The following is a 12,991-nucleotide window of genomic DNA, read 5'->3' as shown; positions in this document are numbered from 1 at the left end:
GGGGGCGTCCGCCGCCACGGGGGTGTCCGTCCCCGCGGGGCCGGGGCGTCCCACGGCGACCGTGGCCTACTGCCCCGAGCCCCCTTTCGCCTCCCCTTTCCGCCGTCTTCCCCGTCACCCGTCTTCCGGCCGTCCCACGAGGAGCTGACATGCGCGTACTCCTGGTCAACATGCCCTGGTCGCCCATCGACCTTCCGTCGCTGGCCCTCGGGATCCTCAAGCGGAGTGTGGACGAGCACCTGCCGGAAGGCAGTGCCGAAGTGCTGCACGCCAACCTCGAGTTCACCGACTGGATCACCCGGCGCATGGAGTTCACCGCCGAGGACTACGAGTACTACGCGCTGGCCTCCTACTTCATGGGCTGCGGCGACTGGGTGTTCTCGTCCGCGCTCTACGACGACCCCGCATGGCGGGACGAGGAGTTCACCGCCGCGATGAAGGGGAAGGTCGGCGCTTCCCGGATGCGGATGACCCGCGAACTGCACCGGTTGGTACCGGAGTTCGTGGCGGAGACCGCCCGGCGGATCGCCGACGCGGCACCCGACGTCGTCGGTTTCACCTCCACCTTCCAGCAGAACACCGCCGCGCTCGCGGCAGCCCGCCAGGTCAAGCAGCTCGCGCCGCACATCGTGACCGTCCTCGGCGGTGCCAACTGCGACGGCGAGCAGGGCGCGACGGTCCACCGCAACTTCCCGTTCGTGGACTACGTGGTCCGGGGCGAGGGCGAGGCCGCCTTTCCACAGCTGCTGTCCGCGCTCGGGGAAGAACACCCGGACCTCTCCACCGTGACCGGTCTGTGCCACCGCGGGCCGGACGGTGTGAGCACCGCCAACGCGATGGCCACCAGCCCGCTGCCGCCCGCCGCCATCCTGCCGCCCGACTACAGCGGCTACTTCGAACGCCTCGGCACCTCCGTGGCCCGTAACTGGGTCGAGCCCAAGCTCGTCGTCGAGGGCGCCAGAGGCTGCTGGTGGGGCGAGAAACACCACTGCACGTTCTGCGGACTGAACGGTTCCTTCATGCAGTTCCGCAGTAAGAGCCCGGACACCTTCTACGACGAGATCGTGGAACTCGCCCGCCGCCACCGTGTGCTCGACATGTACGTGGTCGACAACATCCTCGACATGGGCTACCTGTCCACCGTGCTGCCCCGGATCATCGAGAGCGGCTACGACCTGCGGCTGCACATCGAGATCAAGGCCAATATGCGCCGCGCCCACCTCCGTACGCTCTCCGACGCGGGCCTGATCTACGTACAGCCGGGCATCGAGAGCCTGAACAGCCGCGTACTGGACCTGATGGACAAGGGCGTCAGCGGCTGCCAGAACGTACGCATGCTCCGCGACGGCGCCGAGACCGGTCTGTCGGTGTCCTGGAACTACCTGCACGGCTTCCCGGGAGAGAGCGCGGAGGACTACGACCCGGTCATCGCGCAGATACCGGCTCTGGAACACCTCAACCCGCCGGTCGACCTCTCGGCCCGCATCGCCATCGAACGGTTCAGCCCCTACTTCAACCGGCCCGAGCTGGGTTTCTCCGGCCTGCGCCCGGAGGCGCACTACCGCTTCACCTACGACCTGCCGGAGGAGGAGCTGCACGGCCTCGCCTACGTCTTCGAGGCGCCGGAGCGGGGCATCGGCAAACCCACGGTCACCGCGCTCAACGCCGCGCTCGCCGCCTGGCGCAAGCACCACGCCGACGCGCGTCTCACCCAGGCCGACCTGGGTGACCGCATCGTCCTGGTGAGCAGGCGCCGGGCCTTCGAGTGGCGGGCGATGGAACTGACCGACCCGTACGAGATCGCCGTGTTCCGGCTGCTGGACCAGCCGCACACGCCGGCGGCCCTTGCCCGCAAGGCGGCGGGCAGGGTGCCGGGCGGGGCGCTCCGGGAGGACGAGGTGCACGAGCTGCTCGACCGCTGGACGGAACTGGGGCTGGTCTTCACCGACAACGGGCAGTACGTGCACATCGCACCCTCGGCGGTGAACGAGGACCTGCTGCGGCTGGACTTCATGCGGCACCGGTACTCGGCGCCGGCGGAGCCGCCCGTGGCGGCGCCCGTACCGGACGCCACGGCGGCCGAACCGCACATGACCGGAGTCTGACCTGCCCCTGCCCCCGCCTTCCTCTTACCTCCCTTCTTCCCTCCTTCTTCCGCCCTTCCTCTCCCCAGCTCTCGACCGACCATCGCCCGAGCGTCGTCCCACCGCCGCCCGACCGTTCAGGCGCCTCTGGAGGCCAGTCCGATGAGTCCACACTCCACCCTCACCCCGTCCGCGGCCGTCTGGCGTGACTACGACCCCGTCGCCTGCGCGCTGCCGGGCATGTTCCTCGGCGACATCACGCTGACCGGTCCCGTCGCCGAGGAGTGCGACCGGCTGTGGGAACTGGGCGCGCGCCGCGTCCGCCTGTCCGGTGCCGTGGACCTCGCGGACACGGGAACGCCGGAGGCGGCGGCCCGTGCCGTGCGCACCCTCAGTCTGGTGAGGGACCTGACAGCCCGTGCGGTGCTCGTCGAGTGGGACCTGCGGCCGGGCCCGGACGCAGGCCCGATGTCCGCCGAAAGCATCAGCCGGCTCCTGAGCCACCTCCAGCCGCCGCAGCGGATCGAGGGGACGGACCCGGCGACGGCGGACGACGCGCTGCGGACCTGGCGCAACGGCCACTACCTCGGCAAGTGCCTCTGGCGGCAGGGGCCGGGCTTCATCCAGATCCGCGACCGCCGCTGGGGAGACCTCCGCCGGTTCACGGTGGACGAACCGCACTACCAGGAAGCGATCGGACGTCTGGCGTACGGGGCTCCCGCGTCGGCGGTACCGCCGGACGCGCTCGCCGACCTCCGCGAGGAGCGGCTCGTACTCGCGGTCGGCGGGACGGAGTGGTGGCTGCCGTACCGCGTCAACCGCTGGATACAGGAGGCGATGACGATCTGAGGCTGCCCGGCGAACGGCTTCGTTCACGTGCGGAGGCAGGGTCTGCGCATGAGTGAACCGCCCCGATGGCGTCCCCCGGAGTGGTGTGGGGGACTTCAGCGGTTGAGCGCGCGGGTTCCGCTCCCTGCTCAACTGGCAGGCCACCGGGCAACCGTCCCGAGCAAGCGGGACCCAGGGGCCACGATGGCCTGGTCCCAGCATGTCCTGCTTCGCCTGCCTGAGTCATGCCGCGCTCAGCAGGGATCGCGCCAGACCCCTAGCTCCGGCCGCTTCAGCATCGAGGACAGTCCCAGCCGGCGCGACTCGGGGCAGAAGCCGCGGGCCGGCACGTCGTACTCCACGTGGAAGACCGCCTTGCCGGCCTCGATGAACGGTGTGAGCCGCGCGCACTCGCCGTACTCGGCGCACTGCTCGTTGACGGCGAAGTCGAAGTCGCCCACCAGCTGCGGGATCTGCGGCAGGTCGTTCTTGAGGCCCACCGCCAGACCCCGTGCACGGGCGATGCGGGCGATCATGCGGTTGTACACCAGCTGGTCCCGCGCGGTGAGCGGGAAGCCGGTCTCGTTGCCGTAGCCCTCCACCAGGTCGGGTTCCACCGCGTCGAAGCCCTTCTCCCGGCACATGTCGAACCGCCGCTCCATGATCGGCCGCAGTACGGACACCTCGCGGATGTCGAGCCAGCGTTCCCCGTGCCAGCCGTTGGGCTTGCCCAGCACCGCCCGGGGAAAGGCGTCCCGGTCGGGCCGGTAGTCCTCCCAGGCCCCCACGTTGACGTAGCAGATCACCTTGCGGCCGGCGCGGTGCAGCCGGGCCACGTCGGCCGCATCGTTCTCGAACCCGTCGATGTCGTAGACGGGCACGTCGGCCGACGGATCGACCTTCCCGTCGAGCTGCCACTGCCAGGCCAGTCCGGGCCGGGGCTGCCACACCGCCGTCGCGGACGGGTCCGGAGCCGGCGTGCCGCCCCCGCCGGAGCATCCGGCCACCACCGAGAGAAGCAGGACCGTCAGCAGGGCGGCCGACGCCCGTCCCCCGCGCCTCATCGCTCCGCTCCGGTCAGTACGGGCGTCAGGCGGGTCCACGGGTTGGGCGGCTCTCCCGTGACGGGACCGCAGACCGCGGCGCCGCGCTCGTGCGCGGTCCGCACGGCTAGCGGAGCGAGGGCCTCGGGCACGCCGTACACCAGGTGGCACAACCGTTCCGGCGGGTGCCGCAGGGCCCAGTCCGGCCGGCTGAACGCGGAGACGTAGGTGGACCAGGGCCCCTCGAAGGTGACGACGAGATCGGCGACACGCGCGTAGCCCGGCGCCGGATGGACCCCCGGGTTCAGCACGACGCAGGTCGTTCCCCGCCGGCGCAGACCGCGCACCAGTGCCCTGTAGAAGGGCAGTTCGGTCGCCGCCGAACTCACGCGGTCCAGGAAGCACCCGTCGGCCCCGTACCACTCCCGGTGCCGCAGGGCGTCCTCGGCGACCTCGGCCGCCGGACGCGTGCCGTAGTCCGTGTCGACGTACCCGAGCAGGCGGGCGCCCGCCGTCCGCAGCGCGCCGGCCGCCGCGACGAAGGCAGGATCGGGCGCACCGCCCGGCCCGTCGCCGGGATTGATGACGACTCCGTACGTGCGGTCGGCCGCCGTGATGAGCCGGTGCCAGGAGCCCGGGTCCTCGGCCGGGTGGACGTACAGCGGGATCAGCAGGCTCACGACGGGCGGTCGCCTTCCGCGGTGAGGGCCGGCGGACGGGCGTCCGCCGACCAGAGGGCGGCCAGTGACTCGTCGAGCGAGTACGACGGCCGCCAGCCGAGGGCGGCCCGGGCGGCGGTGATGTCGGAGCACTGCCAGGACACCTGGCCGGAACGGACCGACCCGGCACCCTCCTCCTCGATCCGGCCGCGGAAACCGGCGGTGTCCGCGAGCGTCCGCACCAGCCGGCGCACCGGGGCCGCGTCACCGCCACCGATGTTGAGGACGCGCGGCAACGGCCCGGCCGCGGTGACCGCGCCTTCGACCGCCCGCGCGACGTCGCGCACGTCCACGAAGTCCCGGTGCGCCGACAGGTCGCCGAGCCGGAGCACCGCCTCCGGGTCCGCGCCCGCCGCGCGCAGCAGTCCGGTGACCCGGCCGGGCAGGCCGGACGGCGGTGCGCCGGGCCCCACCGGGTTGCCGACCCGCAGGACCACCGCGTCCAGACCGGAGGTGGCGACCGTGACGGTCCCGGCCAGCTTGGTGGCGCCGTAGGCGGTCAGCGGACGGGTCGCCGCCGTCTCCGGCACCCTGACGTCCACCGTGCCCGGCCCGTACTCGGCGGCCGATCCGAGGTGGACCAGGCGGGCGGCGGGGCGGGCCCGGCGCAGCGCCGCGCACAGGACGGCGGGGCCGCGGGCGTTGAGTTCGGCGAGCGCCACCGGATCACCGCCGGTGGCGCCCGCGCAGTTGACGACGGCGTCGGGGGCCGCCGCCACCAGGGCCCCGGCGAGCCGGTCGACGCAGCCGTCGGCGAGGTCGACCGGCACGTCGGCGGCGGGCGAGCGGCCGCCGCCGAGGACCCGCGTGCCCGGCAGGGCACGGAGCCGGTCGGCGACATGGGCGCCCAGGTAGCCGGTGAAGCCCACAACGAGGATGCGCATGCGGTGCTCAGGCTCCCTTGAGCAGCAGGGACTTGCGGCTGGTGAACTCCGCGTTGGCCCGGTCGTAGTCGTCGGGGCGCCCGATGTCGAGCCAGTAGCCCTCGAAGTCGTAGGCGTGCGGGCAGTCACCGGACTTCAGCAGGTCGAGCACCAGCTCGTCGAAACCGAGCGGCAGTCCCGCCGTGTAGCCGTCGAGCGTCGTCCGGGACAGCCCGTACACGCCCATCGAGACCCGGTAGTCCATGCTGGGCTTCTCGGTGAAGGCGACCACCCGGCTCTCGTCGGTGGTCAGGACACCGAAGTCGATGTGCACCTTGCGGGCGTAGGTGGCGATGGTCAGCGGGGCCCCGGCAGCGGTGTGCCGGCGCAGGACGTCGGCGTAGTCGAGGTCGGTCAGGATGTCGCCGTTCATCACCAGGAAGTGCTCCGGCAGCCGCTCGCGCAGGGTGAGCAGCGGCCCGATGGTGCCCAGAGGGCTCTCCTCGGTGGCGTAGTCGATGCTCAGGCCCCACTGCGAGCCGTCGCCGACATAGGCGCGGATGATCTCGCCCAGGTGCCCTATGGCGATCGTGCAGCCGGTGAACCCGGCCGAGGCGAGCTGGCGCAGGACGATCTCCAGGATGGCGTGCTGGTCGCCGATGGGCACGAGCGGCTTGGGCAGCGCGGTGGTGTAGGGCCGCAGCCGGACGCCCTTGCCCCCGGCCAGGATCACTGCGTGCATGAGGTTCCCCCCTCGGTTCACGTGCCTGTGGGTGGTCAGATGTTGTAGATGCCGGTCTTGTAGCGGGCGAGGTTGGCCGGCTCGCGGAAGAACTCCACCGTGTGCCCGAGGCCCCGCTCCAGATCGTGCGCCGGGCTCCAGCCGGTCGCCTCCCGCAGCCGGGTCGCGTCGGCGACCAGCCGCATCACCTCGGAGTTCGCCGGCCGCAGCCGCTGCGCGTCCTCCCGTACGTCGACGGCCGCGTCCATCACCTTGCCGATGAGTGCCACCAGGTCGCCGACGGAGATCTCGCCGCCGGTGCCGGCGTTGAACGTACGGCCCACGACCCGCTCGGCGGGCGCGGTGCCGACCGCGAGGAACGCCTGCGCGGTGTCCTTGACGAAGGTGAAGTCCCGGGTGGGCCGCAGATCGCCCAGGGTGATGGTGCGTTCGCCGGCCGCGAGCTGACCGATGACGGTGGGGATCACCGCCCGCATCGACTGCCGGGGCCCGTAGGTGTTGAAGGGCCGCAGCGTCACCACGGGCGTGCCGAAACTGGCGTGGTAGCTGTCCGCGAGACGGTCCCCGCCCGCCTTGGACGCGGCGTACGGCGACTGGGTGTTGACGGGGTGGTCCTCGGTGATCGGCACGGTCTGCGCGGTGCCGTACGTCTCGCTGGTGGAGGTGTGCACCAGGCGCGGTGTGCCCTGGGCGCGGACCGCCTCCAGGACGTTCAGCGTGCCGGTGACGTTGGTGTCCACGTAACTGTGCGGCGCCTGGTAGGAGTACGGGATCGCGATGAGGGCGGCCAGGTGGTACACGCAGTCGGCGCCCTCGACGAGGTGGCGTACCGAGCCGGGGTCCCGGACGTCGCCGAGGACGATCTCGACCTGGTCGAGGACGTCGGGGGAGAGGGTCTCCAGCCAGCCGTAGGAGGAGAAGGAGTTGTACTGCGCCATGGCCCTCACCCGGTGCCCGGAGGCGACGAGCGCCTCGGTGAGGTGGGAGCCGATGAAACCCTCGGCTCCGCTGACGGCGGCGAGCGGTGTGGCGGTCACGCGGGGTCCTTCCGGTCGGTGGGGCGGTGGGTGGCCGGGAGCGGGGAGCGGCCCGGACGGGCTCGGAGGCGGTACGGCGGCCGCGCCGCGGGGTCAGGCATGGGCCGCCGGCCGGCCCAGCAGCCGCAGCACGTACACGGTGAGGCAGAGCGCGGCCGCACCGCAGCACAGCGGCAGGGCGGTGGCCGCACCCGGGGGCAGCCCGGCCAGGGCGACCGCGCCGGCGCCGCCGGCCGCCGCGAGGCACAGGGCGGCGGGGGGCCAGGCCACCCCGAAGGCCTGGAGCAGCAGGGAGGTCCACAGCGCCGTCGCGAGCAGCAGCAGCGTGACGGGCTCGGCGTCCACCAGCAGCGCCGCGGGCACCAGCGGGCCGAGGTACGCCAGCAGGCAGCCGGCGAGGACGGCGGCCGAGCGCAGCCGGAAACCGGCCGGCGTACCGGTGGCCCGCAGCGCCGCCACCGACAGCCCCCGGTAGCGGAAGAGCAGCCACTCCGCCGGGCCCATACTGAGGGTCAGCACGACCACCGCCCACGGGTGGTGGTGGCCGGCCAGGAACACCAGCGCCCCGGCGGCCAGCCCGAACAGGCCGTAGGGCAGTGAGCGGATCAGACGCGGGCGGGCGCCCGCGGAGGCCTGCGGGACCGTACGGGTGCCGCGCAGCGCCCAGCCCGCCGCGGCGAGAGCACCGAGACACGACAGCAGCGGCAGACCCGCCCGCAGCATGCTGCCGGGCTCCCACCACGGCAGCGTCGCCGCACCGGCCGTCAACGGTGCGAGGGCGAGCAGCAGCAGCCGTTCCCGGCCCAGCACGAGGAGCACCCCGGCCGCCGCGAGGTACCCCGACTGGGCGGTCACGGCCAGGGCCGCCGTGCCGGAACCGGCCAGTGGCACCCCGGCCGCGGTCGCCGCGAGGGCGCCCAGCGGGGCGCCCTTGAGGAGGGTGCGGCCCGCTTCCCGGCGCCCGGTGGCCAGCCGCAGGTACGCGCGGTGCCCCAGCGCCTGGTTCCACGCCCAGGAGAGGAGCCCCGCCACCACCAGGGCCCGCACCACGCCGTCCTGGGGCAGCAGGCGCCCCGCGAGCGCGTAGGCGAGCCCCGGCAGGGCGAACAGTGCCCCGCGCAGCGCGCACCGCACGTGGTCGGGCCGCCAGGGGTCGGCCGGGCGCGGCGGGTCCGGGAAGGTGCGCGGCACGCGTTCGTACAGGGCTGCGGCCAGGGAGAACAGGTCGGAGTGCCCGTACCGTTCCCGGATCGCCCCGCCGGTCAGCCCCTCGGACTCCAGCAGCGCCGCCACCTCGTAGGGGTGGACGGCCGGCGCGATCCGGTCGGCCAGCTCGGCGGCCAGCGCGTCGACCGCGTCGCGCCGGGCGCCGTGGCCGGGGCGGACCAGGGTGAGCGTGTGCTGGTCGGCCGGACGTCCGGCGAGGGTGCGTTCGTCGGCGAGACGCAGCGCCAGCGTGTCCTGCTCCGCGCCGCCCGGCTCCAGTGCCATCGGCCCGCTCATCCGGTCGCACTCCTCACGGGCACCGGCACCGCGCCCGCCGGGGCGAGGATGTCCTCCGGTACGGCCGTCGCGCGGGCGGCCGTACCGGAGGAGGCGGCGAGTTCGAGGTAGATCGACCGGAAGGTGTCGATGGTCTGACGCAGGGTGAACTGTCCGATCACCCTGAGCCGGGCGGCCTCGCCCATGGCCCGGCGCCGCTCCGCGTCGCGCAGCAGCTCCAGTGCCGCGGCGGCCATGGCGGCCGGATCGCGCGGCGGCACCACGAGCCCGGTGTCGCCGACGGCCTCCCGGACCCCGCCGACGTCCGTGGAGACGGTCGCCCGGCCGCACGACATGGCCTCGATCAGGGTGAAGGGGAAGCCCTCGCTGATGCTGGAGAGCATCACGACGTTCCCGGCGGCGTACGCGTCCTTGATGTCCTCGACCCGGCCCTCGAAGGCGACCGCGTCACCGTGGCCGAGCCGGGCCGCCAGCGCCTCGCAGCGCTCCCGGTAGGCCTCGCCGCCGCGCGGGGTGCCGCCGAACAACCGCAGGCGCGCGGCGGGGACTTCGGACCGTACCAGGGCGAAGGCGCGGATCAGGGTCTCCAGGTCCTTGATCGGGTCGACCCGGCCGGCCCAGCTGAGCACGGGCTCGGCCGGTTCGGGTCCGGCGGGCGGGAACGCGGCCGGGTCCACGCCGTTGTAGACCGTCCGTATGGACTCCGGGGCGGCCCCGCCCCGCTCCTCCCACAGCCGGTTGTAGCGGTTGCCCGGGGTGACCAGGGCGGCCCGGCGGTAGGTCTCCTCGGCCAGCAGCCGGAAGAAGCCCAGCAGCAGCGCCTTCACCGGCCACCGGTAGGGGGCGGTGCGGTAGCCGAGGTAGCGCTCGCGCAGGTAGACGCCGTGCTCCGTCAGCAGCAACGGCACACCGTGCCGCTCCAGTCCGGCGAGTCCGGGCAGCACCGCGACACCGCCGCTGACGGCGTGTGCCACGCCCTCTTGCGGACACGGCGCGGCCAGCGGGCGCAGGGCGTGTTCCAGCAGCGCGGTCGCGGTCACCGCGTCGTGCAGTGTGGGCCGGGCCTCGCGCACGGGCAGTCCCGGCCGGTTCCAGACCGCCGTCAGGACGGCGATCGCCCGGTCCCCGCGCAGGAACGGACTGAGCCGGCCGTCGGCCGCGGCCCGCGCCAGCCGGTACAGCGCGGGGCCGAAGCCGTCCTCGGCGCGCGGGTCGAGCAGTGCGGTGACGAAACGCTCGTAGGCCGCGGCGAGCCGGTGGTGCTCATGTCCGCGAGGCGGCCGGCCCTGCGGGGCCGGCCCCCACATGGGGACGGAGACGACCTGTGAGACGTGGGCGGGGATGTCCCAGACAAGCGGTTCGCGCCCGGTGCCGGTGACGGCCGTGACGTCGAAGTCGAGGTCGGGCATGCCGGTGACGAGCTGGTCGCACCAGACGCTCACGCCGCCGTGGCTGTGCGGGTAGGTGCCTTCGGTGAGCAGGGTGACGCGCGGCGCGCCGGAGCGTCGCGCGTCGTGGGGAACGTGCATGCATGTGCTCCACGGCCGAGGTGTGGGCTGATCGTGCGGGCTGACCGGACCTGCGCCGGCGTTACGGCGCTGGGCGCTCGGCGCCGTACGGCACCGGGTCGCTCACACCGGCCGGCACCCGGGTGCGGGGGGCGGTGGAGGGTGCGGCGGCCGTGTCGTCGGGCCCGGTGGCCGGGGAGGGTGCGGTGGCCGTGGACGGCAGGTCGAGGGTGAGCGGGCCGCCGGTGGTGGCGGCCCACCCGGAGAGCGCGCCCGCGTAGGCGTCGCCGAAGCCCGTGCCCGCGCGCAGGGTGCCGGCGGGCATCGTCGCCGTCACGGCCACGCCGTCCGGTGCCTGGACGGTCACGGTGTCGCCGGTGCGGTACGCGGTGACCTGGCCGGCGTCGACCGCGCTCCGCCAGGCGGCGCGGCGCTGCATCTCGACGCCGATGTCCTCCATGCGGAGGTTGACCACGGGCGTGTTCCCGGCGAACAGGTCGTCGTAGTCGCCCAGGACACCGTCGAGCACGGGGTAGGCGATGCGGTCCTCGGCGAGGTTGGACTGGTGGATGAAGTGCGGCTTGGGATCGTTGGAGAGCACGTGCCCGAGCGCGATGCGCGTCTCCAGGGGCACGATGTGCTCGGCGTAACCCGTGGCGGTGTCCAGCGGTGCGGGCAGGCAGGTGGAGGTGGCGGGGTTGTCCTCGCAGATGCCGCTGCCGCCCTGGGCGCGGCTGGTGTAGATCCAGTTGTACTCGTCGACCTGCTCGGCCGCCCGGCCGGCGTTGTAGAAGACGTTCATCGGGTAGCGGGAGACGGTGGTGGCGCTGCCGACCTGCCGCTGCACGGGGTCGCGGGAGCTGTCCGAGGCGAGCCAGGCGATGCCGGTGTCGGCGAGGGCGGGACCCAGGTTCGGGTTGTCGGTGGGCTGCTGCGGGGTGACCTTCAGACCGGAGTGCTCGCCGGTCACCAGCTCGTCGTCCTCCAGGGGCAGTCCGGCCGTCTCGCCCCAGACGCGGTTGGTGGCGATCTCGTCGGCTATCTCGTTCCGGCTCACCCACTGGGTACTGCCGTCGGGGTCGGTCGCGCACTTCCAGGGGACCACGCTGACATCCTGCCGGCAGCCCAGGAAGGCGTGCGTGTAGGTGTGGTTGATCCAGCGGAAGTCGTCGCGGTCGGCGATCAGCCGGTCGGCGAGCGGGTCGGCGCCGTCGTTCTCCAGGCGGTGGTCGACGCTGCCGGAGCCGTTGTAGGCCATGTCGAGGGTGAAGTCCCGGCTGTCCTGCCAGGCGGTGGCGTGGTCGACGTCGGCCGGGACCATGCGGACCGGGTTGGGCGTGCCCTCGCCCGGCGGGCAGTCCACGTCGCCGGGGGTGCAGTTCAGCTCGGTGTCCCAGCGGTCGTCGGCCGCGAAGACGTCGTCGACGTGTACGGCGAAGTAGTTGCGGTCGGCCCCGAGGTGGACCCCGCCGGTCATCCACTCCACGATGCCCCGGGCGAGCAGCCGGAACTGCTGCTGGTGCTGGTTGTAGACGAACGTGACGACGAGTTCCCGCCGCCCGTCGTGCCGGTACTCGCCCACCAGGGAGCCCTTGGTCGCCCGCCCGGGTATCGCCGCCTGGACGTAGGGGACGAAGTCGGCCCCGGGTGCGGGCGTCGACAGGTAGGCGTAGGACTCGCCGACGGCGGGGGAGTTGTCCTCGAACGGAACCGCCCCGTCCAGGTACCCGAAGGGGCCGGCCAGACCGGCCTGGGTCACCTCCGCGCGCACACCGTCGACGCTCCCGGCGTACCCCGTGCCGACCGCGTACTGGAGGCCGACCTCGGGACGCGCGTAGGTGTAGGCGTCCACCTGCGGGATCGCGTAGGTCCGCTCGTAGGACGCGAGCGCCGTCATCTCGGCGGAGCCGGCCGGGAAGGGGTTGTCGTTGGGCAGCACGACGGCCTGAAATTTGGCACGGGGCAGTCCGTCCACGGTGTCCGCCAGGAACCCGGCGTCGATCACGGGCCGGTCGGAGTCCTGCAGGTTGACCTCCGTGTACGGCGTGCCGGCGGTCTCCAGTTCGGCGGCGATGGCGTCGGTGGCCGGCCCTCCGTCGCTCACGACCAGGACGCGCAGGTCGACGCGTGTCGTCGGCGCGTCGGCGTGGACCGGGCCGGCCGACAGGCCGAGCGACGCTATCAGTGCGCCCGTCGCGAGCGCCGTGGTGCGAATGGTCCGTCTCATGCGGTGTGATTCCCTCCCCCGGGCAGGGGAGGGCCCGCTCCTGCCGGAGCCCGCCCACCCCATGACCATGCCGTCGCCCCCCTGAGACGCCGGTCGTTGACGTTTCCGTCGCGTCACATAGTGAGGCGTGTGTGGAGCTTTTGTGTGCCTGCTGCAGAACTTGACGGAAAAGCGTAGGTGTCCATCTGCCCGCAAGGGGCACCGTCGTGAGCCGTCGGCGACCGCCCGGTCGCGTGCGCCGGACCGCGTCGGCAGGCCTGTGTACTGCTGTGAGCCGGAGAGGGGCGGATCGGAACCGGGGCCTCCGTGGCGCCGGGGTGTCAAGGGTCTCCCTCAGGGCGCTGACCGGGCATGGAGCGAGATCAAGTCAACGCGGTCGCCCTCGCCCCGGCGGGGGGGGGGGGGGGAGGGGGGGGGAGGAGGAAGGTAAGGGGGGG

General features: G+C 73.1%; 10 protein-coding genes. 2 read left to right on the top strand and 8 right to left on the bottom strand.

Translation table 11 applies throughout. The annotated features are described in order from the left end of the window. The first annotated feature begins 149 nt into the window (after positions 1–149). On the top strand, positions 150–2,105 hold the full coding sequence (locus ACVV2G_RS29345) for a RiPP maturation radical SAM C-methyltransferase (RefSeq protein ID WP_453845803.1): 1,956 nt from the start codon (positions 150–152) through the stop codon (positions 2,103–2,105). A 141-nt stretch (positions 2,106–2,246) separates the two neighbouring features. Further along, positions 2,247–2,933: a DUF5825 family protein gene (locus ACVV2G_RS29340; RefSeq protein WP_453845802.1), complete on the top strand. Its 687-nt coding sequence runs from the start codon at positions 2,247–2,249 to the stop codon at positions 2,931–2,933. A gap of 233 nt (positions 2,934–3,166) precedes the next feature. On the opposite strand, the gene ACVV2G_RS29335 is transcribed toward ACVV2G_RS29340, so the two are convergent. The 8 genes from ACVV2G_RS29335 to ACVV2G_RS29300 form a co-directional block, all read right to left on the bottom strand. Beyond that, a complete protein-coding gene (locus ACVV2G_RS29335) occupies positions 3,167–3,976 on the bottom strand; it encodes an endo alpha-1,4 polygalactosaminidase (protein WP_453845801.1) in 810 nt (269 codons plus the stop codon). After that, positions 3,973–4,635 carry a spherulation-specific family 4 protein gene (locus ACVV2G_RS29330; RefSeq protein ID WP_453845800.1) on the bottom strand — a complete coding sequence of 221 codons (663 nt, stop codon included), beginning with the start codon at positions 4,633–4,635 and terminating at the stop codon, positions 3,973–3,975. Before ACVV2G_RS29330 ends, ACVV2G_RS29335 begins: the two co-directional genes overlap by 4 nt. Further along, positions 4,632–5,558: an NAD-dependent epimerase/dehydratase family protein gene (locus ACVV2G_RS29325; protein ID WP_453845799.1), complete on the bottom strand. Its 927-nt coding sequence runs from the start codon at positions 5,556–5,558 to the stop codon at positions 4,632–4,634. Before ACVV2G_RS29325 ends, ACVV2G_RS29330 begins: the two co-directional genes overlap by 4 nt. Before the next feature lie 7 nt (positions 5,559–5,565). After that, entirely contained in the window at positions 5,566–6,279 is a 714-nt protein-coding gene (locus ACVV2G_RS29320) for a nucleotidyltransferase family protein (RefSeq protein WP_453845798.1), read from the bottom strand. Positions 6,280–6,314: 35 nt separating this feature from the next. Continuing rightward, entirely contained in the window at positions 6,315–7,316 is a 1,002-nt protein-coding gene (locus ACVV2G_RS29315) for a GDP-mannose 4,6-dehydratase (protein WP_453845797.1), read from the bottom strand. Between the two features lie 93 nt (positions 7,317–7,409). Further along, a complete protein-coding gene (locus ACVV2G_RS29310) occupies positions 7,410–8,819 on the bottom strand; it encodes a hypothetical protein (protein WP_453845796.1) in 1,410 nt (469 codons plus the stop codon). After that, on the bottom strand, positions 8,816–10,348 hold the full coding sequence (gene pelF, locus ACVV2G_RS29305) for a GT4 family glycosyltransferase PelF (protein WP_453845795.1): 1,533 nt from the start codon (positions 10,346–10,348) through the stop codon (positions 8,816–8,818). The genes ACVV2G_RS29310 and pelF overlap by 4 nt, the downstream gene beginning before the upstream one ends. A gap of 61 nt (positions 10,349–10,409) precedes the next feature. Continuing rightward, entirely contained in the window at positions 10,410–12,554 is a 2,145-nt protein-coding gene (locus tag ACVV2G_RS29300; protein ID WP_453845794.1) for a hypothetical protein, read from the bottom strand. Positions 12,555–12,991 lie beyond the last annotated feature (437 nt).

This window comes from Streptomyces sp. JK94 (genome assembly GCF_053613315.1).
This window is presented reverse-complemented; position numbering and strand designations above follow the sequence as displayed.

Bases quoted from the DNA above. Each gene is read 5' to 3' on its own strand.
- pelF (WP_453845795.1), bottom strand. From the start codon at position 10,348: ATGCACGTTCCCCACGACGCGCGACGCTCCGGCGCGCCGCGCGTCACC.
- ACVV2G_RS29310 (WP_453845796.1), bottom strand. From the start codon at position 8,819: ATGAGCGGGCCGATGGCACTGGAGCCGGGCGGCGCGGAGCAGGACACG.
- ACVV2G_RS29320 (WP_453845798.1), bottom strand. From the start codon at position 6,279: ATGCACGCAGTGATCCTGGCCGGGGGCAAGGGCGTCCGGCTGCGGCCC.
- ACVV2G_RS29345 (WP_453845803.1), top strand. From the start codon at position 150: ATGCGCGTACTCCTGGTCAACATGCCCTGGTCGCCCATCGACCTTCCG.
- ACVV2G_RS29325 (WP_453845799.1), bottom strand. From the start codon at position 5,558: ATGCGCATCCTCGTTGTGGGCTTCACCGGCTACCTGGGCGCCCATGTC.
- ACVV2G_RS29335 (WP_453845801.1), bottom strand. From the start codon at position 3,976: ATGAGGCGCGGGGGACGGGCGTCGGCCGCCCTGCTGACGGTCCTGCTT.
- ACVV2G_RS29340 (WP_453845802.1), top strand. From the start codon at position 2,247: ATGAGTCCACACTCCACCCTCACCCCGTCCGCGGCCGTCTGGCGTGAC.
- ACVV2G_RS29300 (WP_453845794.1), bottom strand. From the start codon at position 12,554: ATGAGACGGACCATTCGCACCACGGCGCTCGCGACGGGCGCACTGATA.